This is a genomic window from Kribbella sp. NPDC043289 (genome assembly GCF_056436705.1).
In genome coordinates this window covers 244,423-270,971 of the sequence record NZ_JBWKCB010000001.1, presented here as the reverse complement: position 1 = coordinate 270,971, position 26,549 = coordinate 244,423, and the positions used below count along the sequence as shown (strand labels likewise).

General features: G+C 66.9%; 23 protein-coding genes. 15 read left to right on the top strand and 8 right to left on the bottom strand.

From position 1 onward, the window contains the following. Window positions 1–53: 53 nt before the first annotated feature. From AC0662_RS01285 to AC0662_RS01270, 4 genes are read left to right on the top strand one after another with little or no spacing between them, the layout of a single operon-like run. Window positions 54–608 carry an NAD(P)-binding domain-containing protein gene (locus AC0662_RS01285; protein WP_478297703.1) on the top strand — a complete coding sequence of 185 codons (555 nt, stop codon included), beginning with the start codon at window positions 54–56 and terminating at the stop codon, window positions 606–608. Between the two features lie 44 nt (window positions 609–652). Next, a complete protein-coding gene (locus tag AC0662_RS01280; RefSeq protein WP_478297701.1) occupies window positions 653–1,321 on the top strand; it encodes a hydrolase in 669 nt (222 codons plus the stop codon). Next, window positions 1,314–1,886 (top strand): hypothetical protein, encoded by a 573-nt coding sequence (locus AC0662_RS01275; protein WP_452195826.1) that lies wholly within the window; start codon window positions 1,314–1,316, stop codon window positions 1,884–1,886. The genes AC0662_RS01280 and AC0662_RS01275 overlap by 8 nt, the downstream gene beginning before the upstream one ends. Next, window positions 1,883–3,787: a carboxylesterase/lipase family protein gene (locus tag AC0662_RS01270; RefSeq protein ID WP_478297699.1), complete on the top strand. Its 1,905-nt coding sequence runs from the start codon at window positions 1,883–1,885 to the stop codon at window positions 3,785–3,787. Before AC0662_RS01275 ends, AC0662_RS01270 begins: the two co-directional genes overlap by 4 nt. Window positions 3,788–3,836: 49 nt before the next feature. Here the strand turns inward: AC0662_RS01270 and AC0662_RS01265 are convergent, their stop codons facing one another. Further along, on the bottom strand, window positions 3,837–4,676 hold the full coding sequence (locus AC0662_RS01265; protein WP_478297697.1) for an alpha/beta fold hydrolase: 840 nt from the start codon (window positions 4,674–4,676) through the stop codon (window positions 3,837–3,839). A 79-nt stretch (window positions 4,677–4,755) separates the two neighbouring features. Next, entirely contained in the window at window positions 4,756–5,412 is a 657-nt protein-coding gene (locus tag AC0662_RS01260) for an NAD(P)H-binding protein (RefSeq protein ID WP_452195823.1), read from the bottom strand. Window positions 5,413–5,584: 172 nt separating this feature from the next. On the opposite strand from AC0662_RS01260, the gene AC0662_RS01255 reads away from it, so the two are divergent. Continuing rightward, window positions 5,585–6,520 (top strand): LysR substrate-binding domain-containing protein, encoded by a 936-nt coding sequence (locus AC0662_RS01255; protein ID WP_478300172.1) that lies wholly within the window; start codon window positions 5,585–5,587, stop codon window positions 6,518–6,520. A gap of 70 nt (window positions 6,521–6,590) precedes the next feature. Here AC0662_RS01255 and AC0662_RS01250 read toward each other — a convergent pair whose 3' ends face one another. Next, window positions 6,591–7,013, bottom strand: coding sequence for a MarR family winged helix-turn-helix transcriptional regulator (locus AC0662_RS01250; protein ID WP_478297695.1), 423 nt, complete (start codon window positions 7,011–7,013; stop codon window positions 6,591–6,593). A gap of 108 nt (window positions 7,014–7,121) precedes the next feature. Between AC0662_RS01250 and AC0662_RS01245 the strand changes: the two genes are divergently transcribed. After that, complete coding sequence (locus AC0662_RS01245; RefSeq protein ID WP_478297693.1) at window positions 7,122–8,036, top strand: alpha/beta hydrolase; 915 nt, start codon at window positions 7,122–7,124, stop codon at window positions 8,034–8,036. Between the two features lie 16 nt (window positions 8,037–8,052). Here the strand turns inward: AC0662_RS01245 and AC0662_RS01240 are convergent, their stop codons facing one another. Beyond that, window positions 8,053–8,631, bottom strand: a complete 579-nt coding sequence (locus AC0662_RS01240; protein ID WP_452195820.1) for a TetR/AcrR family transcriptional regulator — start codon at window positions 8,629–8,631, stop codon at window positions 8,053–8,055. Between the two features lie 82 nt (window positions 8,632–8,713). Between AC0662_RS01240 and AC0662_RS01235 the strand changes: the two genes are divergently transcribed. Together AC0662_RS01235 and AC0662_RS01230 are read left to right on the top strand one after the other, a co-directional pair. Beyond that, window positions 8,714–9,706, top strand: a complete 993-nt coding sequence (locus AC0662_RS01235) for a zinc-binding dehydrogenase (RefSeq protein ID WP_452195819.1) — start codon at window positions 8,714–8,716, stop codon at window positions 9,704–9,706. Window positions 9,707–9,800: 94 nt separating this feature from the next. Beyond that, on the top strand, window positions 9,801–9,956 hold the full coding sequence (locus tag AC0662_RS01230) for an Hsp20 family protein (RefSeq protein ID WP_452195818.1): 156 nt from the start codon (window positions 9,801–9,803) through the stop codon (window positions 9,954–9,956). A 141-nt stretch (window positions 9,957–10,097) separates the two neighbouring features. Here the strand turns inward: AC0662_RS01230 and AC0662_RS01225 are convergent, their stop codons facing one another. The 3 genes from AC0662_RS01225 to AC0662_RS01215 all read right to left on the bottom strand — a co-directional run bounded on the left by AC0662_RS01225 (window position 10,098) and on the right by AC0662_RS01215 (window position 15,953). After that, a complete protein-coding gene (locus tag AC0662_RS01225) occupies window positions 10,098–10,424 on the bottom strand; it encodes a MerR family transcriptional regulator (protein ID WP_452195817.1) in 327 nt (108 codons plus the stop codon). A gap of 676 nt (window positions 10,425–11,100) precedes the next feature. Further along, complete coding sequence (locus tag AC0662_RS01220) at window positions 11,101–14,925, bottom strand: polysaccharide lyase family 8 super-sandwich domain-containing protein (protein ID WP_452195816.1); 3,825 nt, start codon at window positions 14,923–14,925, stop codon at window positions 11,101–11,103. Then, complete coding sequence (locus AC0662_RS01215; RefSeq protein WP_452195815.1) at window positions 14,922–15,953, bottom strand: glycoside hydrolase family 130 protein; 1,032 nt, start codon at window positions 15,951–15,953, stop codon at window positions 14,922–14,924. Before AC0662_RS01215 ends, AC0662_RS01220 begins: the two co-directional genes overlap by 4 nt. On the opposite strand from AC0662_RS01215, the gene AC0662_RS01210 reads away from it, so the two are divergent. Both AC0662_RS01210 and AC0662_RS01205 read left to right on the top strand, forming a co-directional pair. Further along, window positions 15,952–16,197 carry a hypothetical protein gene (locus AC0662_RS01210; protein WP_452195814.1) on the top strand — a complete coding sequence of 82 codons (246 nt, stop codon included), beginning with the start codon at window positions 15,952–15,954 and terminating at the stop codon, window positions 16,195–16,197. The genes AC0662_RS01215 and AC0662_RS01210 overlap by 2 nt on opposite strands. Window positions 16,198–16,293: 96 nt before the next feature. Further along, window positions 16,294–17,406, top strand: coding sequence for a LacI family DNA-binding transcriptional regulator (locus tag AC0662_RS01205; protein ID WP_452195813.1), 1,113 nt, complete (start codon window positions 16,294–16,296; stop codon window positions 17,404–17,406). Window positions 17,407–17,477: 71 nt separating this feature from the next. Here the strand turns inward: AC0662_RS01205 and AC0662_RS01200 are convergent, their stop codons facing one another. Further along, on the bottom strand, window positions 17,478–20,921 hold the full coding sequence (locus AC0662_RS01200) for a putative Ig domain-containing protein (RefSeq protein WP_478297690.1): 3,444 nt from the start codon (window positions 20,919–20,921) through the stop codon (window positions 17,478–17,480). Window positions 20,922–21,164: 243 nt separating this feature from the next. Between AC0662_RS01200 and AC0662_RS01195 the strand changes: the two genes are divergently transcribed. From AC0662_RS01195 to AC0662_RS01175, 5 genes are read left to right on the top strand one after another with little or no spacing between them, the layout of a single operon-like run. Then, window positions 21,165–22,475, top strand: coding sequence for an ABC transporter substrate-binding protein (locus AC0662_RS01195; RefSeq protein WP_478297688.1), 1,311 nt, complete (start codon window positions 21,165–21,167; stop codon window positions 22,473–22,475). A 28-nt stretch (window positions 22,476–22,503) separates the two neighbouring features. Further along, a complete protein-coding gene (locus AC0662_RS01190) occupies window positions 22,504–23,469 on the top strand; it encodes a carbohydrate ABC transporter permease (protein WP_452195810.1) in 966 nt (321 codons plus the stop codon). Further along, window positions 23,466–24,362, top strand: a complete 897-nt coding sequence (locus AC0662_RS01185; RefSeq protein WP_452195809.1) for a carbohydrate ABC transporter permease — start codon at window positions 23,466–23,468, stop codon at window positions 24,360–24,362. Before AC0662_RS01190 ends, AC0662_RS01185 begins: the two co-directional genes overlap by 4 nt. Before the next feature lie 25 nt (window positions 24,363–24,387). Then, window positions 24,388–25,395, top strand: a complete 1,008-nt coding sequence (locus AC0662_RS01180) for a hydroxyacid dehydrogenase (RefSeq protein WP_452195808.1) — start codon at window positions 24,388–24,390, stop codon at window positions 25,393–25,395. A gap of 43 nt (window positions 25,396–25,438) precedes the next feature. Beyond that, the gene (locus AC0662_RS01175) at window positions 25,439–26,503 is read left to right on the top strand and encodes a LacI family DNA-binding transcriptional regulator (RefSeq protein ID WP_478297686.1); all 1,065 of its coding nucleotides are present in this window, start codon (window positions 25,439–25,441) and stop codon (window positions 26,501–26,503) included. Window positions 26,504–26,549 lie beyond the last annotated feature (46 nt).

The following is a 26,549-nucleotide window of genomic DNA, read 5'->3' as shown; positions in this document are numbered from 1 at the left end:
AGGCTCCGGCCTGCGCGGCATTCGTCGTACTTCAGCCTGGCAAGGAGCACAGCATGAACATCACGGTGGTCGGACGAGGCAACATCGGTGGCGGGCTGGCCGACCTGTGGGAACGTGCCGGGCACCAGGTGACGCGGCTGGGGCGTGGAGGCGGGGACGCCGGAGCCGCGGAGGCCGTGCTGCTCGCGGTACCGGGTCCGGCCGTGGAGCCGGCTTTGGCATCCGTCGCGGGGCTGGAGGGGAAGACGGTGCTCGACGCAACGAACCTCTATGGCGGTGCCCAAGCTCCGGCCGGCTTCACGTCCAACGCGGAATACGTCAAGTCGGTCACGGGCGGGCCGACGGCAAAGGCCTTCAGTACCAACTTCGCTTCTCTGTACGGGCAGATCGCCGACGCCCGCGTACGGCCGAGCAACCTGTGGTCCGGCGACGACGAAGCCCAAGTCCTCGTCAGCCAGCTGAGTCTCGATGCGGGTTACGAGGCGATCCGCATCGGCGACCTCAGCATGGCCGCCACTCAGGAAGGCCTGGCGGGACTACTCCTCGCCATCGCGCAGTCGGGGCTCGGCGAATTCGTCTACCGGATCGCACCACCCGAACAACTCTGACTCCAATCATCCACCGTTCGACCCACCACGCAGAAGGAAGCATCTTGACGCGCACCGCAAAAGCCGGACTCGAAGCACTGCTCACCCCCGAGGAGAGCGTCCTGCTGCTCATCGATCACCAGCCCTTCCAGTTCGCCAATCTCAACAGCCACGAACCAACCATGATCGTCAACAACGTCGTCGGCCTGGCCAAGCTCGCGAAAGTGTTCGATGTCCCCACGGTGCTGACGACGGTGATCGAAGAACGTGGCGGCCACCTCATCAAGGGCCTCCAGGACGTCCTCCCCGACCAGAAGCCGATCAACCGCACGTCCATCAACACCTGGGAAGACCGTCGCGTCGTCGAGGTCGTGGAGAAGACGGGGCGCAAGAAGCTGATCCTTGCCGGGCTCTGGACGGAGATCTGCGTGGCCATGCCCGCCATCCAGGCGCTGGATGAGGGGTACGACGTCTTCGTCGTCACCGATGCCAGCGGCGGAGTGACCACCGAAGCGCACGATATGGCGGTGCGACGCATGGAACAGGCCGGCGCAGTACCCATCACCTGGATGGCCGTGTCCGGCGAATGGCAGCGCGACTGGGCTCGCGAGTCAACAGCCAACCAACTCGGGCCGATTCTCCATGAGCACGGTGGCGCGAGTGGGATCGCGCTCGCCTGGGAGCTGCAGCTACTGGCGACACCCGCCACCGACGGTGCCGGTGCCGGTGCCTAGCAGCGGCGCCTACGAGTGGTTCCAGGACCTTGTCGCTGAGGTTCCGGAGCTCGTCCAGCCCGTGATCGTCGCACTCGCCGGCGCGATCCCGTACATCGAAGGCGAGGGATCGGCGGCGCTCGGCGTCTTTGCGGGCATCCACCCGCTGGTCGCCGGGGTGTCGGGTGCGGCGGGCAACATCATCGCCGTTGTGCTTGTCGTCCTGCTCAGCTCCCGGGTTCGCGCGGCGACCGTCGCGCGCCGCACCCGCCGCAGTACCGCCAAGGCCTCTCCGACCGGCGTTCCAGCACTCGCGACGGACGAGCAGACGCAAGCCGGCGAGCGCGCCGCGAAGCAGTCCAAGCGCCACAAGCGCCTGCGCCGTTGGCTGGTCCGGTTCGGCGTTCCCGGTGCCAGCCTTCTGGGTCCCTTGGCGCTGCCGACGCACCTCACCGCCGCAACGCTGGTCGCCTCGGGCGTGAACAAGGGCTGGGTCATTCTCTGGCAGGTGATCGCGATCGTGCTGTGGGCAACCCTGCTCACCCTGGCCGCGACCGGCCTGCTCACCGCGATCGAGACCGGATGAATCCCCGCCACGCTGCCGAGGAAGACGCCCCGAACACCACCCGTCCGGGCGAGCGGCGGACGGCGACGCCCCGGCGGAAGGCGCTCTGGCGTTCGGTGTGGTCGTGGGCGCCGTTGGTTCTCGTGGCGGTCCTCGCCGCCGTGCTCCTGTGGCTCAACCGCAGCCCGTGGTGGGGCTGGAGCCTGGTCGCCGTGCTGGTCGCAGCGTTCGTGTTGACCGCGCGATGGTGGTTCAGGCGCGGCGTCGTTCTCCGAGTGGGTGGGTGGCTCGTCGCGGCGGCCGTGGTGTGGGGTGCCGCGGTGCTGGCGGGCCCCGTGCCACAGGTACGCCACGCCGGCGGGGACAATCCTCAGCCCTCCGAACGTGTTGCGACGCGGGAAGGACCGGTGATCGGTGTCCGCAACGACGCCGACACGGTCGAGATCTTCGCGGGCATCCCGTACGCCCAGCCACCCGTGGGAGGCTTGCGGTGGAGGGCGCCGCAGCCGCCCGTGCCGCGGACCGAGGTGCTGGTCGCGGACCGATTCTCCGCTGCACCCGTACAGGGCACCTCGACGTTCGTCACGCGCGCTCTGTCGCAGGTGGTCGACGTGCCGCTGGAGAACACGCTCCTGAACCCGTACCCGGTCAGCGAGGACAGCCTCTACCTCAACATCTGGCGCGGTACGGAACCCATCCCGGACAGGCTGCCGGTGCTGGTGTACATCCCGGGTGGCGGCTTCGCCACGGGTTCAGGCGCGCTGCCGCTCTACGATGGCGAGGCACTGGCCTCCAGCGGTGAGGTCATCGTGGTCACGATCAATTACCGGCTGGGCGTGCTGGGCTTCCTCTCCCACCCGGAGCTGGCCACCGAGTCCGCGTACGGCGCCTCAGGCAACTACGGGATCCTGGACCAGATCGCCGCCCTGGACTGGATCCGGCAGAACGTCGCCGCCTTCGGTGGCGACCCCGGCCGCGTCACGATCGCCGGCGAGTCCGCGGGCGGGGAGAGCGTCTGCATCCTGGGTGCGACACCGCTCGCCGACGGACTGGTGGACGGCATCATCGGCGCCAGCGGGGCATGCATGGGCACCACCGGGAACACCGCGAACGGCGACCAGGCCGACACCAGGGCCGTGGCCGACGACGCCGGCCGGCAACTCGCCCAGGAGCTGGGCGGTGCGACCGTCGACGAGATGCGCGCCATGCCGGCCGACCGGATCACGGACGCGGCCGACGCGGTCGGCCGGCAGTGGCGACCGTCCGTCGACGGACACGTGCTGGACCGGTCACCCGCACGGGTCTACGCGGACGGCGACCAGCTCGACGTACCCCTGCTCGTCGGCAGCAATGCGGACGAGAGCTCCCTTGCGCTGGCCGCCCCGCCGAACACGGACGTGGACGCCTACCACGCGTCGGTGCAGGAGAAATACGGCGCCAACGCCCGGCAGTTCCTCGACCTGTACCCCGGTACGACGAAGGAGCAGGTCCTCAACTCGCTCCTGCAGTCTCAGACCGACCAGGTCATGACGCGGGCGATGCACCGCTGGGCACACCTGCAGACGCAGACCGGCCAGGCTCCCGCATACCTGTACTTCTTCGCGCACACCCCGCCAGACAAGGGCCTGGAGAAATACGGCGCCTATCACGGCGCAGAAGTCATGTACGCCTACGACAATCTGGGTAAGGACGGCGACGCCGCCTACGACCAGGACGACTACCGGCTGCGCGACCAGATGCGCGGCTACTGGCTCAACTTCGTCGCCACCGGGAATCCGAACGGGCCAGGTCTGCCGGCCTGGTCCACGGTGGGTCGTGCCCCTGAGCGCGTGATGGAACTCAGCGCCGACAGCGGCATGACATCCCGCCCGCGAGCAGCCGCCATCGACTTCTGGATGAGCTACGACGGTCCGACGCCCTGAGACTTTCTCAGAACGTCTGACGCGTCGGCCGGGACAGGATCGGACTCGGCTACGAGAGAAAAGCGCTCAGTGCGGAGTTGACCTCGTCCGCGTGGGTCCAGAGGAGGCCGTGCGGGGCGCCCTCGATCTCGACGTACTCTGCCTCGGGGAACGCGGCGTGGAAGCGGCGTCCGGTGGCATCGATGGGAAGGATGTTGTCCTTGGTGCCGTGCAGAATCAGCGTCGGCTTGCCACTGGCGCGCACCGCCTCGATGTCACCGCGGAAGTCTTCGATCCAGGACGGGACAACGGCGTACGCAGCCACCGGGGCGCTGCTGATCGCGACATTCCAGCTGCCGGTGACGACCGCCTTGCTGATGCGCGAGCCAAGGTTCTCGTCCAGGTTGTAGAAGTCCGCGAAGAACTGCGTGAACCAGGCGTACCGGTCCCCCTTCGCCGCTGCCGCGATGCCGTCGAAGACCTTCTGCGGCACGCCTTCGGGATTGTCGTCCCGGGCGACGAGGAACGGTTCCAGCGACGCGAGGAAGGCGAGCCTCGCCACCCGCTCGTGGCCGTACCGTGCCACGTAACGGGCCAGTTCCCCGGTACCCATCGAGAAGCCGACCAGCACGACATCACGGAGGTCCAGGGTTTCGAGGACCGTGTTCAGATCTGCGGCGAGCGTGTCGTAGTCATAGCCGGAGGCAACCTTCGAGGACTGGCCGAAACCACGACGGTCGTACGTGATCACCCGATACCCCGCGGCAAGCAGCTCGCGCGTCTGACGCTCCCAGCTGTGCCCGTTCAGCGGATACCCGTGGATCAGGACGACCGGCTGACCCGACCCTTGGTCCTCGTAGTACAACTCGATCGGGGTGCTGTTCTCTGCACCGACGGCGATGTAGCCCATGATCTCTTCCTCTCGTGGCCGACCAGCTACTGCTGGTTGCTTGCTGCAAGTTGACATGTGGTTGGAACAGACGGACCGCTCACACGTTCCGGACGTTGGCTGCGACGGCCTCGTCGATTGGCGTCCTACCGCGATTCAGCTCGAGGATCTGGCGCGAGATCCGGGGCTCGCAGAGCAGCTGGGCCAGCGTGTCCGCGACGTCCTCTCGGGTGACGTCGTCGTGCACTTCCGCGGGACCCAGCGAGACCGTGCCGACTCCGGGGTCGTCCAGCAGGAGGGAGGGTCTCAGGATCAACCAGTCGAGCCCGCTGCGCGTGACCGCCACGTCCGCAGCCTTCTTGACCGAGAAGTAGTGCTCGACCTCTTCGCCTAGGTCGCGCTCACGCCACGATTCAGGGAAGACCGACACCAGCGCGAATCGTCTGACATCTGCCTGTTCGGCCGCCTTCAGGGCGGTCAGGACCCCGTCACCGTCGATCGCGTCGGTGATCTCACGCGCCCCGCCGTTGGATCCTGCGGTGTACACGATGACGTCAGAGCCCTCGAAGGCCCGGGCCAGTTCTTCGACCGACATCGCGCCCAGGCTGCCGACTGTGGCCTCGACCCCCTTCGACCGAAGATCGGCCTGCTGGTCCGCGCGACGCACGAGCCCGCGGACCACGACACCGTAGTCGTGCAGCTTGCCGGCGAGAAGGTCACCAATGGCGCCGCTGATTCCGACGATGAATACGCGCATTCACATCACCTCCGCTCCTGATCTCTTGGCCAGCGCCATGTCGGCGGGTATCCGCCGGCTGATCCGGCGAGCCGTCGACGGGCAGGCCGGAGCCTGTCCCGGGGCGTGAGACGACGCTACGACGTCCATCCAGCGAGCGTCCAAGACTTGTCCGGACGCTCGACGATAGGCTCTGACTATCGATATCAGCCCCCGCGTCCTGCGGTACTTCATCGCCGTCGCCGAAGAACTCCACTTCGGCCGCGCCGCTCTGCGCCTCTACATCTCCCAGCCGTCCCTGAGTCACCAGATCCGCAAACTCGAGGATGCCCTCGGAACCCCACTCTTCGCGCGTTCGAGCCGCCGGGTGCAGCTCACCGCCGCAGGCCGGACACTCGCTCACGAGGCGCCGAAGGCGCTGGCAGCACTGGAGCAGGCGGTACAGCGCACCCGGCTGGCCGGATCAGGGATCGCGACGACGATCCGGTTGGGCTACACCCCGGTCGCGAACTTCGGCACCATCACCGCGCTCCTGGATGCACTTCAGGAAGACCACCCCGACTTCACGATCGACGCCCGAGAGATCTTCAGCGCCGAGATCCCCGAACGGCTCTGCGCCGGCGACCTGGACATCGGCCTCGCACTCTCACCACAACCCCTCGACGGCGTCGGCGGCGAGATCCTCCGCGAAGAGCCCGTCGCCGCACTCCTCAGCAGCCGGCACCGCCTCGCTGCCGCACCGACCATCCCGGTGAAGGCCCTCCACGACGAGACATTGCTGCTCTTTCCCCGCCGGCTCGCCCCGGCCTACTACGACAGCATCGTCGCCGTGTTCCACGACGCGGGCTTCGCACCCGAGATCTGCGCGTTCGAGGACCCGCCCGTGAACGCCATGCTCGCCCGGCTCTCCAGCGGACGCGAGGTCGGCCTGGCCCCTGCATCGTTCGCCGAGCACGCCGCGAACGCCAGCACCCGCGTGACTGTTCGCGACCTCGTTGAGCCGACGATCATGTCGGAACTCTCCATACTGTGGCCCACGAACGATCTGTCGCCCGCCATCGCAAACGTCCTCGTCACCGCCCGGCGATGCGCTGAACGCCATGAATGGCTACGCAGCCCGACCATGTAGCAGGACGCAGCGAGCCGGTCCAGCTCCGGCGCGGTCCACGGCCGGGTCTGCGGCGGGTGGTGGCTCGTCATCAGGTGTCCGCTGCCGGATCGAGCAGTGCCAGGAGAATCCGTTGCAGCTCATCGCGGTCGCGCGGAGTGATATTCGCCAGCCTGCGGTCGAACGCCTTCGCCAGCGCTGCGAAGGAGCGCGTCCTCGCGGCCTCACCTTCGTCGGTGAGCACGAGCCGGTGCCGTCGCAGGTCCGCGTCGTCGATCTCACGTCGCATGAACCCCTTGGTGACGAGGTTCCGCACATAGGCCGTCACGCTCGCCTTCGGGATCACCAATTTCGCCGCCAGCTCGGCCGGGTACGGCGAGGCAGCGACCTCGGCGAGCACGAAGAACTCCTTCGCTTCCAGCCCGAGCTCGGCCAACTCGGCGCTGCAGGCGTCCAGTACGACGGTCAGCAGGCGATGGTTCAGCGTCCACAGCTGTGCGGCGTCAACGGGCACGCGAGCTCCTCTCGAGATGGCAAGGACTTGCACTAGTTCGATACTGTACTACCAATAATCTCGAACTAGCTGGATCTCGAACAGATCCTCTGTGAAGGGTGCAACAAAATGCTGGAGCACATGACGATCCCCCGCGGGCCGATAGAGCTCGCGGCCGATCTCCACCGACCCGACGACATCGACGATGCCGTGCCGCTGCGCGCCGTCGTACTCTCCACGCCAGGCAGCAGCGTGAAGGAGCAGATCGGCGCCAACTACGCGTCCCGGTTGGCCGCCCGGGGCATCGCGGCGCTCGTGTTCGACCCGGCCCATCAGGGCCAGAGCGGCGGAGAGCCCCGCGACCTCGAAGACCCGTACCGCCGTGGCGAGGACATCTCCTACGCCATCGACGCCCTCAGCACCATCCCCGGCATCGACCCTGCCCGCATCGGCGTGCTCGGCATCTGCGCCGGCGGAGGCTACGCAGTACACACCGCCCGCACCGACCACCGCATCAAGGCGGTCGGCACGGTTGTCCCCGGCAACATGGGTACGTCGTTCCGCAGCTTCCAACCGGACGGCCCGGCGGCAGCGCTCGACAGCATGGCCGAAGCACGCATCGAGGAGACGCGCACCGGCGAGCTGACCCGCGCGAACTGGCTGCCCGACACCCTGGAGGACGCCGCGGCGGCCGGCCTGACCGACATCGACACGACCCAGGCGATCACCTACTACCGCACCGAGCGGGGCCGGAACGAACACTCGACGAACCGCCGCCTCTCCCGTGGCGACTCACTGCTTCTCGGTTACGACGCGTATCACCTGGTCGACCAGCTCATGACCCAGCCGCTCCAGGTCGTCCTCGCCGGACGCATCGGCAACACCGGCTCCTACGAGTCCGGCATGCAGCTCTGGAACCTGGCACCCAACCCGGTCGACCTCATGGTCATCGAGGGCGCCGGCCACTACGAGATGTACGACGAACCCAAGTACGTCGACGCCGCCGCCAACCGGCTCGTCGCCTTCTACACAGACCACCTGTAGACCGAAGATCCGAGGTTCAGCTGGCGTTGCTCGTCGGGGCGCGGAGACCGTCGAGCACGATCGCCGCGAGCCGGTGGGCGGCGCCTTCTCCGGTGCGCACTGAGAACAAGCCTCGCCCTGCCTGGAGGATGAGTACGAGGTCGTCGATGGTGAAATCAGCTCGCAAGGCACCGGCGAGCTGCGCACGACGACCAAGACCCGCGAGCATCCGTAGAAGCTCACGACGGTGCTCGGTGATCTTGCTCTTGACGGCATCGGTTGCCGTGAACGCGTCGACGAAGCCCCTGTTCTGCACGTTGAGCACGGTGAGACCCCGTACGACGGAGACGAATCCGCGCCAGGCGTCGGGATCGGAACATCCGTCGACAACGATCCGGCGGCAGGCCTCGAGTTCCTGTGCGAACGCCTCGTCGACCAAGACCTGCTTCGTCGGAAACCTCCGGTACAACGTGGCCGGTCCGACCTCTGCCCGGCGGGCGATCTCGCGCATGCCCACGTCGAGACCGGCCTCGGCGAAGAGAGAACGTGCGGCGGCGAGGATGCGGTCTCGGTTCTCCCGCGCGTCGGCGCGGAGTTGAGGCAGTGGTGATCCCATCCGTCTCACTTCCTCCATGTGGACGGGGGCGTCCACTAACGTCCGAATCGTACCGCGACGAGATGACGCGAAGGAGACGACGGTGCGAGCTGTGACGGTCCAGAAGTTCGGGGCCCCGAGCGGTCTGAAGGTGGTCGACGTTCCGGCCCCAACCCCCGCCGCTGACCAGATCCTGATCCGCACGGAGGCGATCGGCGTGGGTGGCGTGGACGCGGTCATCCGCCGCGGGACGCTGGGATCCGCCTTCTCCGAGGGCCTCATCCTGGGGAGCGAGGTCGCCGGGGTGGTGCTCGCCACGGGTACCGGCGTCGATCCGGCGTGGGTCGGTCGACGAGCCTGGGCCTTCACCGGCACCGAAGGCGGCTATGCCGAGCAAGCAGTGGCGCGCGTCGAGGACACCATCGAACTACCCGACGGGCTGTCGGTCATCGACGCGGTGACACTCGGGAGCGCTGGAACCGTCGCGCATTTCGCGCTCGCACACGCCCACTTCGCCCCCGGCGAGCGTGTGCTCGTACGCGGCGCCGCCGGGAGCATCGGTATCGCCGCGGTCGAGCTCGCCGCTGACGCCGGCGCGAGCATCGTCGCGGTCACCACCTCCTCCCGTGAACGCGGCCGGCGTCTGCGCGAACTGGGTGCCACACACGTCCTTGACCGCAGTGGCGTCGGGCAGCCGGGGGCGCCAACGACGTACGACGTGATCGTCGACATCGTCGGCGGTCCGGAACTGCCCATGTTCCTCGAACGCCTCGCCCCGAACGGTCGCCTGGTCCTGGTGGGCGCGGTGGCCGGCTTCCCGCCGAACGACTTCGGGATGTCACTCGTCCGTGCGTTCCAGCAATCGCGCTCGTTCGCGACATTCAGTCTCGCGACGGTTCCCGTAGCGGCGCGAGACGCGGTCCGGTCAGCGCAATTCGATGCAGCGACTCGCAACGGCCTCACGCCGGTCGTCCACGACGTCCTCCCGCTCGACCGAGCCGCGGAGGCACACCAGCAGATCGACCATGGGAGCGTCTTCGGTCGGATCGTGCTTGTCCCCAGCAGCACCCCCTCCCTCATGTCAGCGCTTCGCTGACTTTGCCTACAGTCATCATTCCGTTGACATGCTATAAGGGAAGTGCGTGTTGACACGACTGTTGGACAGCCGGGCTTTCAGGAGGTGTAGGACGATGTTGATGCGCACCGACCCGTGGCAGTTGTACTTGGGCGACACCCTGGATGCCGACCGGATCGAGGCCGGCTACGAGTCCGGCGTACTGACGCTGAAGATCCCGATCGCAGAGAAGGCCAAGGCGCGAGATCGCCATCAGCGCAGCAGACAGTAGCGATCGAAAGCAGATCGACGCCTGACCCCTGGGGGACCACGTCACCGATCCCGTGCCAGGCCCGGTGACGTAAGACGAGTTGTCGATGAGGTGGGATCGATGAAGGCGACCAACCAGCAGCAGACCATCGCGAAGGAGAGCCTAGTCGCCGCTGGTGTTCTGGTTCTTCAGTTGTTCGTTGATCCGTAGTGCTTCGGCGAGCTGGTCTTCCAAGATGATGATCCGGCACGCGGCCTCCAGGGCGGTGCCCTGGTCGACGAGCTCGCGAGCCCGGGCCGCGAGCCGCAGCTGGTAGCGGGAGTAGCGGCGGTGGCCGCCCTCGGAGCGTTGCGGGGTGATCAGTTTCGCCTCGTCCAGGCTTCGCAGGAACCCCGGGGTGGTGCCGAGCATCTCCGCGGCCCGCCCCATCGTGAAAGCGGGGTAATCCTCATCGTCGAAGTTGGCCGGGCCGGCCGGGGGCGAACTCATCAGTGGTCTCCTCAGTGTTTCCGTGTGCCGGTCTGGGGTCATCGAACCTCCATGCCGAAGGGCCCCGATGCCGAAGCATCGGGGCCCAGGGGTTGTTGGATTGTCACCATCTACCGGCCGTGAAGCCGGTCTTACTCTGCCGCAGCGCGCCACATGAAGGCCGCCACTACGGGGATCGCTGAATACGTAACCGAAGACCACCTTCCCATCCGATGGAACTACGGCACCCGCCCGGCGAACTACTGGCACTGGCGGGCGATCCGACGGTGTAATCCCCTTCCCTTCTCTCTCGAACACAACTACCTACTGCTACTTCGACTACAAACAGCAACTGCGATTACCGAAAACTGCGAACTACAACCTGCGGACTGCAACAACTACTTCCACCCGCCAAGCCTGGAACCCTTTCCGACCGCCGGCTCCAATGACTCTGACTGGATCCTGGCGGAAACCCGGGCCCCTTCACTGATCGGCCCGGCGGAGTCCGCCGTCTTACCTACTGCACAATCACGGTTGGACAGAACGGTAGCTGTCCACGTCAGCTTCGCTGTTCTTCTCTGTCGACACACGGAACATTACACATCTCGGCTCGCAATGTCTAACCTCGCGAGCAGAGATTTTGGTGATGCCTTGAGAGAGTTTCGCCGCAAGGGAGGCTGTCGAGACACCTAGGACATCATCGTGGCGGGTTGCTGAGGGCGGCAATTGCGTGCGCGAGCACAGCAGCGGCGCGGTCAGCCTTCGGCTGCGTCAGGTCGGGCGACCGCAGCGCGGCCTTGGCCGCCTCCAGTGCCGGGAGCAGCGGTCGCCAACTGGACGGCGTGTAGCTCTCGCTGTCCAACGTGTTCGCACGCTTGACCAGATGCTCGAGCTTCGTCGTTGCAACCGTGAACGACACCGGGCACAGGACGTACTCGTCGCCCTTGGCGTGAGTGAACAGGAGCGAGGTCGATCCCGATCGTCCCGTGCTGAGGTCGACGTCGATTCGGCCGTCGGCGTCCAGGTGCGGGGTGCCGGAGATCGAGACCACGTTCTTGTCCAGGGAGGCGACACCGACCTCGTCGTCGGGATCGCGGGGCGAAAGGGTGCCCGTGACAACGGTCTTCCGGTTCGGGTCGACCCTGTACGGCGTCGCACCGCAGCGCAGGGTGTAGCCGCCGTACACCTCGAGCTCGAAGATCGACAGCCCGTACTGCGTGGCCGGCAGGCCGGCGATGCGAACGAAGCGGGCCACCGATTGCCCGAAGTCGACGACGTTCCGGAGCTCGCCGGACGTCTTCTGCACATGGGCCAGCACGGTCCAGTTCTGACCGTCGACCGAGCCCTCGACGCGGTAGTCGTTCGAGGTCGCCGCCTCCCACGACACGACGACCTGGTTGACCGGCTGGGTCTTTTCGAGATCGACCTGCAGCCATCGCTCGGTGGTGTACGGCGCTGCCTGCCGCTGCGATGCCCACCGCGTGGTCGCGTTTCCGTCGTTCGCGTTCGCCGCGGCCAGTGTCACGTTGTACGTCGAGTCGGCGCTGACCGGCCGGTGCAGGGCGAGGTTCTCACGGCCGCCCGATGCGGGCGACGCGTCGGTGATCCGATCGTCGCCGAACACCTCCAGTTCCCACAGCGAGATCCCGTATTGGCTGGTGCTGCGCTGACGCGACTGCACCCGGACGTACCGCGCGGTCTCGTCGACCTTGACCACATCGGTCCCGCCATCGGAGCCCGCACCGCTCGTGGCGAACGCGTCCCGCCAGGTCCGCCCGTCGCCGGACACCTGGACCGTGTACTGCTTGGCGTATGACGCTTCCCACCACAGCCTGACCGTACGGATCCGTTGCACCGATCCGAGATCGACCTGTATCCACGCGGTGTCGGAGGAGGTCGCGCTCCACCGCGTTTCCATGCTTCCGTCGGTGACGTTCCCAGCGGTCCCGCCCGACGAACCGGAGGCAGTGACCGCCGCGCCCAGGGCGCGGTTGACGCTCGTCTGCGTGCCGAATTCCCTGACGGCGTACCCGCGGCCGGTGGTGCTGTCGATCATCAGCAGCCGGACATAGTTCGCAGGCGTCGGCGCGATCTCCAGAGTGACGCGTCCGCCGGTTCCGTCCCGGACGAACCGTTGGTCGGCCCACGTCGTACCGTCGGACGAGGTCTGCAGCAGGTAGCGCCGCGCGGCGTCGTCGCCCCAGGCAATCGATACGCCGGTGAGGAACGACCCGGATTCGAGTTCCTTGCTGAGCCAGGCCGACCCGTCCTCCGCCGAGTGCCAGGCGGTCGACTCGTCCTGGTCGCCGGCGAACGCAGCCTGCCCGTCCGGGGCCGAGGTGCTCGCGCTGTAGTCGGAATTCTCGCCTGGCGTGCGCCGCACCAGTGCTGCGGTCAGGGTTCGGCCGAGGTTCGGGCCGGAGCCGAGAGCGAAGCTGCCGTCGGCAGACGTGGTCCTGTCGTTCAGGGTTACGCGTACGACAAGCCCTGGCTGGCTGGGGTTCGCGACACTGACCACAGGGGTGGCACCCGATTCGTCGAGCATCACGATGCTCGGCCGGCTCACCTCGAGGGTTCGTCCTTGCCCCAGGTCGAGCCGCCCGGGCCGGTAGAAGGTCGCCATGGTCCGGTGCAGGCCCGGGTGCTGGACAGCCTGAACGTCGGTGTCGTTGCGCAGCACCTTGATCGCCGGAGCGGCCGCGTACGCCTTGACCTGGTCCGGATTCTTCCCCGGCAGTACGACGTACTCGTAGCCGGCGTCGTGCGGCTTGACCCCGTGATCGACGTACAGGGTGAAGGCGTCCCGGCTCACCGGGTCCTGGTCGAGCCAGTTACCGCTCTGGGCCTTGTTCGAGACACGCACCGGTTGCCCGCTCGGGAAGACGTACCCGACCTCGTCGTTGTAGGCCCACGACGGATGGTCGACTGCCACGGAGTCCGGCCCGGCCGGCACCGGCTCGCCGTCCACCGAAGCGTTCGGCTTCGCTGCCGCTTGATTCACGGTCGTGTGGATGGCCGCATCGGACGTGGAGGTGATACCGGACCCGAGGGCGACCATCTCGTCGTCGAAGTAGTAATAGCTCTTGTTTCCCTTCGTGGCCGCGCGATCGAGGCTGTACACGCTCGCGCCGTACGTGCCGTCGGAGACACCGCCGGTGAAGGCTCCGCCGTTCCCCGTCGAGCCACGAGTCTGCTCCTTGACGTACGGCGCGGTCACGCCCGGATAGTGGAACCAGTCGAAGGCAGGCCCGAGGTCGGAGTATTCGTGGTTGTTGACCTGGATCGCCGTCGCACCGGCACTGTTCCAGACGATCTCGTTCCCGACCTCGGGACGGAAGGTGGACCGGTACTCGCTGCCGACGGTTCGGCTGGAGTTCAGCCGGGTGAAGATCCCGTAGCCGTCACGGAGGTGGGACGAGAACTCGGAGCGCCAGAAGTACTTGTCCCCCACCAGTCCGTTCGACCGGGTCTTTCCGTAGATGCTGTCCAGCAGGCCGCGGTACGCGCTCGCGTACAGCGGGTCGGTGCGGATCATCTTGGTCAGCGGCTCGATGAACTCCGAGCTCTGGCTCGTCACTCCGTCGATGGTCTTCGGTGGCCGGTAGCCCAGGTAGAGCATCCCGATCTCTCCGCGAATCATCCACCGGGTGCCGTTGACGATGTAGTTGGCGATCGTGTCCAGGTTGTCCCGGCTGAAAGCGAAGCCGGTGCCGCGGGCGGCGTCGGCCCACAGCGCGACGTTGACGAACAGAATCATCCCGTAGCCCTCGCTGTACAGCTGCGCGCCGTGCGCCCAGAAGCTTGCGTCGGGCTGAACTGCCTCGTGGGTCGCACCGGAGTTGTCGACGACGACCGTTTGGACCATGGTGTCGAAGCCGGCTCTGATGTTCGCGGCGTTGTTGGTGGCAAGGGCCTCGAACAAGTAGTTGGTGGTCCGCCAGGCCCCGTTGGCGCCGACAGGATCCAGCTTGCCGGTGTTGTGCCGCAAGGCGACATCCAGCGCGTCCTGGCTGAGCACGTCACCGACGAAGATTGAGATCCTGCCCATGGCGATGGACTCGCCGATCTCGGTCTCCCACCAGTTCTTGTTCGTCGGGTCGGCCGCGTCCCAGTACTTCAGGGCCTTCTCGAGCGCGCTGAGGAGCGCCGGGTTCTGGTAGCCGCTCGCGGTGGGATCGCGGTAGGCCTGGGCCATGGCGAGCATCCGGTACAGAGCGATGTACGCCGACCAGACCGCACCGTTCGCCGAGCTCGTCGTGTCGGTGTAGTCGACATCGGACCACGAACCGTCCGCCGCCAGGGAATCCGCGTAGTGCACCGCCTCGGACATCCGGCCGAGGTAGATCCCGTTGGCGATCTTGATCTCGTCGCCCTGGTCCAGGTAGTACTGCCGCAGGCGCGCGACGATCGTCTCGACGTCCTTCTTCCCGGGATCGGCTGATGCCGAAGGCACCGCGACCAGCCCGCTGCCGGCGACCACGATGCTCAGCATCACGGCGATCAGGAATCTGATGCGTCTCATGTCCAGCTCCCTTTCTGACAGTGCGTGAGTTCGGCGACGCCGATCCGGGAGTCGGCCATGCCGTAGAAGACGAAGTACCGATCGCCGATCTTCTCGACCGCTGTCGGGAAGACGACGTTGCCCAGCGTGCCCTGCAACTCCTCCGCGGTCTCGGGGACGAGGAGCGGTTCCGGTGTCCGGGCGAGAACCCGCCGCGGGTCGGCCGGGTCGAGCAGCATTCCGCCGGCCGTGTACCGCGCGCCGTGCGCGAGCTCGAAGCCCTTGACGTTCGCTCCGGTCACGCCGTGGTGCAGGACGAGCCAGCCCTCGGGTACCCGCAGGGGCGGCGGTCCGGCGCCGATCTTCGACTCCTCGAAGGGCATCTCGGGCGCGGCGATCAGCTCCGACCCGTGCACGGAGGTCAACGTATTGAGGTCACGCATCGCCTGCTCGAGGTCGACGTACCCGATCCAGATCGACGGCCTCGCGTCCGTGATCCCGGCCGGCGTCGGAGCGCCCGCGCCCGGACGCAGCCAGTCGAGGTCCCACATCGGACGATGCAGCAGAGCGAGCGCGGGTCTGCCGTCGGGGCCTGGAACAGCCTCGGGGAAGAGCGTGATGTCCTTGTTCGCGAACAGGTTGAGGTCGGTGTCCAGTTCGGGCTGGTAGCCGAACCGGATCGGGCCGAGGCGCTGCCAGCCGACCGTGTCTCGCGACACCGCGATCGCCGGGCGCGGGCCGAGCGGACCGTACGCCACATAGGTCATGACGTGGATCCCGAGCGGTTCGACGAAGGTGATCCGGGGGTCCTCGACGCCGGCGTTCTGCCGACCGTGTTCCCAGCCTTCGTCGGGGGCCAGGACGACGCCGAGCCGCTCGACCCCCACCGGCTCGCCATCCGCGATCACCACCCGCGCGCGGCCGATGCGTGACACGTTTCCCTGCGCGACGAGACGCGGATACAGGTAGAGCTGACCATCGCTCCCCCAGGCCGTGCCGGGGTTGAGCACGCCCTCGGCCTCGAGCGGGTCGCCAGGCTCGGGACTCATGATCGTGCCGATCCTTCGCAACCGGTACGGAACGGTCGGTACACCGGAGATCTGCGTCATGACCTGGCTTTCGGAGTCGAGGTTCGTGCGGGACGGTGACTCAGCCCTTGACGGCCGAGCCGAGGTTCGCGGACGTGAAGTGCCGCTGGAACAGGACGAACAGGACGACGGCCGGAACTGTGAGTACGCAGGCCCCGGCGAGGACTGTGGCCCGCTCGTCGTCATCGGGATTAAACCGGTTTGAATGAGAGCGGTCAAGAGGCTGCCGTACGGCAGACACGGGCCGCGCCTGCGGCCAAACGTCGCTATAAAACCGGTTTACAACGACTATCCTTGCGAGGTGAGCACAGCGGAGCCATACCCCCCGTCCGGCGCAGGAGCCGAGTCCAGCCCGTCCAAGCGGGCGACGATCGGCGACGTGGCGGCACGAGCCGGGGTCTCCAAGAGCACGGTGTCCTTCGTGGTCAACGGACGTCCCGGCGTCAGCGCGACCTCACGGGACCGAGTCCTCCGCGCAGCCGCGGCGCTCGGTTGGCAGCCGAGCGCGCGGGCCCGCGCGCTGTCTCGCAACCGCGCCCAAGCCGTCGGGCTGGTCATCCGCCGCGACCCCGAACTCCTCAGCACCGACCCGTTCTTCCCCAAGTTCCTGGCAGGCATCGAGATCGGGCTCGCGGCGCGCGAGTACTCGCTGGTCCTGCAGGTGGTCGGCGACGAGCAGTCCGAACGCGCCGCATATCAGCGGTTCGCCCGTGAGTCGCGGGCCGATGGCGTGTTCCTCACCGACCTTCGCATTCACGACACCCGGCCCGACGAGCTCCGCGACCTCGGACTGACCACCGTCATCGTTGCCCCGGAAGGGACGGACCCGGGCGACGGCACCACGATCGGGATGAACGACGACGCTGGTGTACGGCGCGCCGTACACCATCTGCACTCACTCGGGCACCAGCACATCGCGCACGTCATGGGCACCGCCGGCTACGTCCACACCGAGGCGCGGCGCCGCGCCTGGCAGAGTGCCCTCGAAGAGCTCGGCCTGCCGATCGGAACCGTCGTCACCGCCGACTTCACCGGTGCCTCCGGCGCTCGTGCGACACACGAACTCCTCGATCTCCGCCAGCCACCGACCGCGATCGTCTACGGCAACGACCTGATGGCCATCGCCGGCATCTCCGTCGCGGCCGACCGTGGTCTCCGCGTTCCGGACGACCTGTCCGTGGTCGGGTTCGACGACATACCACTCGCGCCGTATGCCGTCCCGCCCCTGACTACTGTCCGGCAGAACGTCGTGGCCTGGGGAACAGCCGCCGCGCAGACCCTGGTCGCTCTCGTCGAAGGAAAGCAACCGCCGACAGCAGAGCTTCCACCGGTCGAGTTCATCGTCCGTGGCAGCACAGGCCCGGTCAACCCACCGCGCGCACGACCACACAGGTCGGGCCCGGTCAGATCTTGACGCGTGAGGAGCGGATGAGCGCCTGCGCGGTGGCAGACGCTCGCCCTGGCGGTCGTTGGGAGGTTTGCGAACTATGCGTCGGTCTTGAGGTCGCCGTAGAGCTCGACCTCGGAGAGGTCGCCGAACCAACTCGTGGCGTTGTAGATGCGCAGGTACCGGAAGTGGTTGTCACCCGAGGAGGGTTGGTCGCTCCAGGTGTTCGCCAACGCTCCGGTGAGCGACTTGGTGAGGTCGGTCCAGGTCTGGCCGTCGTTCGACCCCTGGACGACCGTTCCGTTGGCGCGCTGCGGGTGGCTGGCCCGCGGCAGGAGCAGCACCTCCTCGGGGCGTACGGTCGCGTGTGCACCGAAATCGAGGAGGTAGTACGCGCCTGATCCGCTGTTCAGATCGCCGTACGTCTCGGGATTGCGGTCGAAGAGCAGGTAGCCGACCTTGTCAGCGCCCAGTCCGGTGCCCGGCCACTGCTTGTCGGAGGCGGTCACGGTCGCCACCTTGGCAACGTCGATGAAGTGTGCCGGGTCGCCGGCGATGTAGAGCTTCGATCCGTCGGTCGTTCCGTACGCCGTCGGGCCCGCCTTGCCGTTCGCATCGACGGAGTCGACGGCGACCTGGATGGTGCCGGTCGCAACGTTGTCCAGCTTGGCCGAGGCCTTCCAGTTGATTCCGTCTGCCGAGGTCGCTTTCGCCGGCAGGCCCTGGACGGTGACCGTCACCTGTTGGAGCGGCTTCTTCGCGGTGACTGCGACGTCGACGGTGTCGCCGGTCATGATCTTGCCGGCGATGGCCTGAGCGGACGTGATCGAGGTCGCCTTCACCAGGTTGCCGATCTCGTGCCGTTCGCCATAGATGTGGAACTCGGTCATCTCGAACACACCACGCACGATCCCGTACAGGACGTCCGGCAACTGCTTGATCATCTGGACCTTCAGGTACCGGAACTCGGCGTCCTGAAGATCCGTGGCGACGTCGAGGGTGTTGTAGTCCTGGGTGAACGCGGTCACCCCGGGGGTGAGACGAGTCCAGGTGACTCCGTCGTTGGAACCGAACACGGCCGAGTTCGCGAGCCGGTCGGCGAAGATGTTGCTCTGGAAACCGAACTTCGTCGCGGACACGCGATAGTCCGGGCCGAAGTCGAAGGTGTGCGACAGATTCACGGCCTGGGGATAGACGGTGCCGGTCTGTTCGTCACCGTCGACCATGTTGACGATCCGGTCACCGGTGGTGGAAGAAGCGACGAGGCCCGGATAGTCGAGGCTGCCGTCCAGAGCCATCTTCGGCGAGAGTGCACGCAGTCCGTCGACCGCCCCCACGACGGCGGCCAACGCGCTCTGGCACTCGGCGTCGGATCCCTTCCTGCACAGGTTGTTCGCGGCCGCGACGGCGTCATCGTACGCGTCCTTGGTCGCAGACTCGTACGCCGTCCGCGGGCTGTACCCGTTCCTCGCGAAGACCAGGGCGCTCGTACGGTCACCGGCCGCGGTGAGGGTGATGCGGCGGGCCGCCATGCTGGTGCCGTCGTCGGCGGCGACCGTGACGGTCCAGGAGCCGGCCCGGGTCGGCCTCCAGGTGAGGAGACCGGTGGCCGGGTCGAGCACGGCGCCCGGGGGAAGCCCGGTCGCGGCGTACGTCGTACCTTCTGCGGCCGTCGCGGCGAGGTCGATCTTTGCCTGCGCACCCAGCCAGCCGATGGCGCGGTCCGCCGCGGTGCCGGGGAAGACCGGCCCGGTGAGCTCGGCCGCGGCATTGATGTTGATGCGATCGAGGTCGACGGTAGCGCCGTCGACCGCGATGAAGAGGATGTCGTCCATCGGTCCGTCGGTCGTGACGTACCGCCATTTGCCGCCGGTGTTCGGCACGTCCACGGGATAGTCCTGTTTCAGGGTGCGGCCGTTCCTGGCCGTGTGCAGGTGCATCACCGCGGCACCGTTGGTGCGGACCAGGAAGCCGAGTTTCGGACGGTCCGTCGCGCCGTTGAGGTAGGCGATCTTCGAGCCGGGGGCCATCCGTACGTAGCCGTCGCCGGTCGTGACCTCGCCTGCCAGGTGGGTGTAGCGGTCCTCGACCTCGTAGCGGTTGGGGTTACTGCCCAGCGGCCGGGTCGACTCCCCCGCCGCCGCGGCAGGCGCGAACAACCATGAGTCGCCGCCGCCGTCGACGCCGTCCCAGTAGTTTCCGACCACTCCGCCGCGCGAGTACAACGGCCCGGGACGCTTGGCATAGGCCTCCGCGTAGTACGGCGCCATCGCCTGGACGTCCTTGCCGAGCGTGAACTTGTAGTAGTAGTAGATCTCCCAGAAGCTCGCGGTGACGTACCGGCCTCGGTAGCCGTCCGCGATGTGGTTGTAGGTGTCGCGGATCGTGCCGTCCGGCGAGATCGCGTACGCCATCGGGGTCCATGAGGTGTCGTAGCCGAGCATGAAGCGCCAGAAGTAGTCGGCGGCGCCGAGGATCCGGTTGTTGAGGAACTCGTACGGGCCGACTGCGTTCGCCGCGCCGGAGACGGTACCGGCCACGGGGTCGACCTTCGTGCCCTGCGCCAGCAGCATCCGGGCGATGATCACGGCGTTGGTCAGGTCGCCGCCGCCGTGGGCCTGGTCACGGCCCATCTCGGCATGCTGGACGTGTGGGTCCTTGATCGGTTCGCCGGTTTTGTCGTCGTGGTCGACCCAGCGGAACAGCCGCGCGACCGAGCCGTTGAAGCCCTGGTCCTTCGCCGTGGCGTTCACGGTGAACCATTCGACCGATCGCCGGTACAGGGCGGTGTCGTCCATGAAGATCGCGCCGGCCATCGCGCCCATCAGCGGATAGTTGTGCTGGTTCATGAAGTGGTTGTTGTCGTTCTGGAACGTCTCGATGACCGGGACGACAAGGTTGTGGGTGAACGACTGTGTGTCCGCGTCGGTCCATGGGTAGGCCTCGTCGGCGCACGAGGTGTAGCGCAGCAGTTCGGCGGCCGACACCATCCGGTTGAGCGGGACTCCGGTATGGATGTGCGAGTCGGTGAAGTACTCGTACTTCGCCGGGTCCATCTGCTCCCAGATGCGGATGATGTCGAGCGCGTTCTTGCGGTAGATCTCGTCGCCGGTCAGCACGAAGAGGACAGCCTGCGTGTAGGACTTCAGACCGTCGGCAATGAACCGGCCGTTGAAGCCTTGGCTGTTGAACGCGTCGGACGCGGGTTTGGCCGGGTCCGTACTGCTCCGGTTGGACGACGTGACGACAGTTCCGGCCGCGGACGACTGCTGCATCGCCCGGAACGACGAGGTCCACGGCTCGGCGCCCGCGGCGAGCTGCGCGCGGGCGTTCTCGAGGACCGGCTGGGTCAGCGCGACGCCGGGATGCACGAACCCCTGCGGGCTGACCGTGGAGTGGAACGACAGCGCACACCCGTCCAGCTCGCGGGCGGCGGCCGGCCGGGCCACTGCGAAGAGGAGTCCGGTGACGAGCACGAGGGCTGCGCTGAACGCGCCGAGTCGCCGGACACGGCCGCGACCAGCGGCAGGAGTCGGATACACAGACAGCACCTTCTTTCCTGAGGCGGGGACAGGAGAACTGCGGGTGACGCTCGACGCGCCGCACCGAGAGCCGCTGGGTCAGCGTCGTAGTTAACGATTTCTACGCTAGGCATCACCTCAGGGCCACGGCAAGAGCGCAGAGCCTTGACGGCAACAAGTTCTTCTCCTAGCTTTCATAGAAATCGTTAACTATGGCGGCCGCCACCAGCCCACACATCCCCTAGCTCCCCCGGAGATACACGCATGCCCAGAAACAGCCGTCGCGCCGTGCTGGCCGGTCTCGCCCTGTGCCTGGCCGCCACCACGGCCGCCTGTAGCAGCGATACCGCCAACAAGGCAGCCGCCGGCCCGGTCGAGATCGAGTACTGGGCCTGGTCGGACGTCCAGCCGGTGGTGGACAAGTTCAACGCCACCCACAGCGACATCAAGGTCAAGCTCGTCAAGCAGGCAGACCTTCCGACCACCGCCACCGGTCTGCGCAACGCCCTCGCGGCAGGCAGCGCGATTCCCTGCCTGTCGCAGAACTTCGGTGACGTACCGGCCCTGCTTTCGGAAGGCCTGCTCACCGACGTGACCGACTACGTGAAACCCGCGGAGACCAAGTTCAAGGTCACCGCGCTCACCGGCGCCAAGGTCCAGGACAAGTACTACGGCATCCCGCTCGGCACCGGACCGACGTTCATGATGATCAACCGCGCGGCCTACGACAAGTACGGCGTACCGGTGCCGAAGACCTGGGACGACGTGATCGCCGCCGGTAAAGCTCTCAAGCCACACGGCGTCCAGGTGATGAACCTGGCCGGTGAGGACCCGAGCACGCTGGTCAACCTGATCGTCCAGGCTGGCGGGACCTGGTACTCAGTGCGGGACGACGCCTGGAAGGTCGACTTCCTGTCGCCCGAATCCGTTGCCGCGGCCAACATTCTCCAGCAGCTGGTGGACAACGGGCTCGTCGCCAACCAGACCTACCAGGACCGGCCTGCCCTGATCGCGTACTTCGACGAAGGCAAGATGGTCTCGTTGCCGACCTCTACCTGGCAGCTGACCAACTACGAGCTGCACTTCAAGAAGACCATCGGCGACTGGGAGCCGATCGACCTTCCACAGTTCGCCGGTGCCACGAAGTTCACGACTCCCGCGCACGGCAACGCACTGCTCGTGCCGAAGGGATGTGAACACCCCAAGGAAGCGAGCGAGGTCGGGATCTGGATGAACACGACCAAGGACGGGATCGACGCCACCTACGACAAGTCGACAGGCGCCTACGCCTGGCCGGGTGCGATGCCCGACCCGTCGCCGTGGATCGACGCCGCCGTACCGCGGAAGCTGTTCGGCAGCCACCGCCCGGAGGCACAAACCGTGATCAACAAGGCCTCCGCGTCCGGGGTGGACAACTGGCTGGTCGGGCCCAACTACACCGCTGTCTTCAAGGAACTGCAGGACCAGTGGGCCCAGGCCGTCACGAAGAAGATCACCTTCCGCCAGCTCCTCGAGAACATGCAGAAGTTCACCGTCGACGACCTGAAGGCCAAGGGCATCAGCGTCGCGAACTGACATCGACGACAGAATTCGAGGAGTACGGATGTCCCTGGATCTGAAACCGAAGCCGTCGACCGCGTCACCTGCCGACCGGGCCGGGGACATCCGTTCCTCCGGCGGCCGCTGGCGCCGTACCGTGGCGCTCAAAGGCGCGTCGTTCACTGCGCCGTTCTTCGCCGGGTTCGTCGTCTTCACCGTTGTCCCGGTGATCATGGCGCTGAGCAAGAGCCTCTACACCGCAAAGAGCTCGGGCCTCGGCTTCGGCGTCAAAACCGTCAGCTTCAGCGGGTTCGAGAACTTCGACCGCGCCCTGCACGACGTGAAGTTCTGGGGCAGCCTGTGGCGGGTCGCGCTGTTCGCGATCGTGGTCATCCCGCTGATCCAGGCCACCAGCCTCGCGCTGGCGCTGTTGCTCGACTCGGTCCGCCGCCGGGTCGCCGGAAAGCTCCGGATCGCGATGCTCGTGCCGTACATGAGCCCGGGCATCGTCGCCACCCTGATCTGGATCTACCTCTACAGCCCCGCCGTCGGTCCGCTCACACCGTTCTTCAAGCTGTTCGGCATCGACGCGAACTTCTACAGCAGCGGGCTGATCTGGGTGTCGGTCGGCAACCTGATGGCGTGGGGCAGCATCGGCTTCAACATGCTGATCGTGTACGGCGCCCTGCAGGCCGTGCCGCGCGACATCTTCGACAGCGCCCGGGTCGACGGCGCGTCCGAATGGCGGATCGCGTGGTCGATCAAAGTGCCGTACGTGCGGCGCTCCCTGGTGCTGGTCAGCGTTCTCGGCATCATCGGAACCCTCCAGATCTTCAGCGAACCGTTGCTGTTCCGCTCGATGACTCCGGAGACCGTGACCAAGGACTTCACCCCGATCATGACCATCTACAACCAGGCCTTCGCGGTCGGTGACTTCAACTACGCCGCCGCGCTGTCCATCGTCCTCGCGCTCGTGGTCGGTCTGATCTCGGCGACCTTCTACAAACTCACGAACAAGGCTCCCGCATGACCACAACCACCGCCCGCAGACACCGGCCGGACGACGACCTCCCGGCCGGTCACCACCCGTCCAAGCTGTCGAGGATCCTGGTCTGGACCGGCCTCGTCCTCTTCCTGATCTACTCGATCGCACCGGTCTGGTTCCTCATCGTCTCCGCAACCAAGGACCAGCGCGACCTCTACACGACCAACGGCCTGTGGTTCGCCGACTTCCACCTCCTCGACAACACCCGGGACCTGTTCACTTACCACGACAGCATCTTCCTGCGCTGGATGGCGAACACTCTCCTGTACGGCGTCGCCGGGACGCTCGGCATGACTGTCATCTGCGTGGCCTGCGGGTACGCCCTGGCCATGTACCGGTTCCGTGGCCGCGGAATCCTGATGGGCTGCATCATCGCCTCGTTCCTGATCCCGGGCGCACTGCTGACCATCCCTTCGTTCCTGCTCTACACCCGGTTGCACCTGGTCGACACGCCCTGGGCGATCATCGTGCCGCACTTCTTCAGCGCTTTCTCGGTCTATCTGGCCAAGGTGTACGCCGAGGGCGCGGTCCCGCCGGAGCTGCTCGAGGCGGCCCGGGTCGACGGAGCCGGCGAGTACCGCGCCTTCTTCACGATCGGAGCGCGGCTGATGACGACCGGGTCGGCGACCATCTTCCTGCTCGGCTTCGTCGGCTCCTGGAACTCGTTCTTCGGGCCGCTGGTGTTCCTGCGCGGCGAACAGAAGTGGACCATCATGCTCGGCCTGTACTCCTGGCTCAACATCAAGGTCGACCAGTCGGTCGACCTGACCGGGCTCGTCATCGTCGGGGCCATCGTCTCGCTTATCCCGATCGTCGCCCTGATGCTGGCGATGCAGCGGTACTGGCGCTCCGGCATCACGCTGGGCAGCCTGAAATAGCTTCCACTCATGAACGGAGGAGCCCGTGGCTGACCGCCCCGCGGCACTTTTCGCCCTCGGCACACACCACCTGCCGGATCTGTACCCAGCACGGGCGATGCACCGGCTGCAGCAGCTCGTGCGGATCGATCAGACCGTCATCGCCGAGCGGTTCGACACCGCCGAGGTGATGGCCGCCCTGGCCTCGACCGAGTTCCTGATCACCGGATGGGGTTGCGCACCGATCACCGAGGCAGTCCTCGACGCGGCACCCCGGCTGCGGGCGGTCCTGCACACCGCCGGCTCGGTCAAGTCGCTCCTGTCTCCGGCCTGCTGGGAACGCGGCCTGGCGATCACCTCGGCCGCCGAGGCGAACGCAGTACCTGTGGCCGAGTACGCCGTCGCGGCGATCCTGTTCGCCGGCAAGAACGTGTTCCGGCTCCGCGACCAGTACCACGCGACCAGACACTTCACCCTGGCCGAAGTACAGAGCGGAATCGGGAACTACGGTCGTACGGTCGGAGTGATCGGCGCCTCCCGGATCGGCCGCCGCGTCATCGAACTGCTCCGTCTGTTCGATCTCGAGGTGTGCTTGTCCGACCCGTACGTCGATGCCGCCACTGCTGCCGAGCTCGGCGTACATCTGGTCGATCTGGACACGTTGTTGCGCACCAGCGACGTCGTCAGTGTGCATGCTCCTGCGAATCCGCGGACCGATCGGCTCGTCGGGGCCGAACAGCTCGCGCTGATGCGGGACGGGGCGACCCTGATCAACACCGCACGTGGCAGCCTCGTCGACACCGACGCGCTGATCGGGCAGCTCGCAGCCGGTCGGCTGTACGCCGTACTCGACGTGACCGAACCCGAGCCGCTACCCACCGGCTCCGCGCTCTGGGAGCTGCCCAACACCTTCCTGACACCGCACATCGCCGGCTCGCACGGCAACGAACTGGCACGGATGGGCGATTGCGTGATCGACGAGCTAGAGCGTTTCCTCGACGGCCGGCCGTTCGCACACGCGATCGTGGCCTCCGATCTGGACCGCGTCGCCTAGCCTAGGGTTGACCTGTTCCTGTTCTCTCCGAAAGGGGCCGTGGGTGGCACGACAGCCGACCTCTGGCGAGCGTCCGACGGTCAAGGACGTCGCCGCCTCGTCGGGGGTTTCCGCCACCACGGTGTCCCGGGTGCTGGCCGGCAACTACCCGGTGTCGGCGGCGACTCGCGCGCGGGTGATGAAGGCCGTCCGCGAGCTCGACTACGTCATCAACGCCCAGGCGCGGGCGTTGGTCGGCGGGGGCACCAAGACGGTGGCGTTCATCGTCCACGACCTGGTCGGTCCTGCGTTCGCCTACGTCGGTCAAGGCGTGGAACAGCAGGCGACCGCGGAGGGCCGGCTGTGCCTGGTCTGCACGAGTCACGGCGATCCGGACCGCGAGCTGGAGATCATCGAGCTGATGCGCGAGCAGCAGGCCGAGGCGGTGGTTCTGGTCGGCGGCGGCAGCGACAGCCGAAGCTACGTGGAGCGGATGGCGCAGGCTGCCCGTGCCTTGGACAAGTCCGGGTCCCGCCTGGTGCTCTGCGGACGTCCACCGCTCGGTTCCGATGTCCCCGCGACAGTGGTCGAGTACGACAACGAAGGCGGCGCCTACGCGGTGACCAGCTACCTGATCTCACTGGGTCATCGCGACATCGCCTTCCTGGGCGGCGGCGTCACGAGCCACATCACCATCGACGGACGGCTCCGCGGGTTCGAGCGCGCGCACGAGGCACACCGCCTGTCCACGACGCCGCACCGCACCCGCGCGGTCACCTTCGACCGCGAGTCCGGATACCAGGCGACTCGCGAGCTCCTTGCCCGCGACCGGAAGTTCACCGCGATCTTTGCTGCGACCGACGTCGTGGCCAGCGGCGTGCTCGTCGCTCTCCGCGAAGCCGGCCTCCGGGTGCCCGAGGACGTCTCGGTCGTCGGGTACGACGACATCCCACTGGCCAGAGACGTCACGCCCGAGCTCACGACGGTCCACGTGGACTACGAGGAGCTCGGGCGGACCGCCGTACGGTATGCCCTGAACCGTGAGCGGCACGCGCTGAATCAGCACACCGTGATCGGTACCCATGTGATCATCCGCGACTCCGCCGGCCCGCCTCCGGTAGCGCGGTAAGCCGGATCGGCCCGCCCTGCCGGCTCGCAATTCGCAGGGCGGGTCA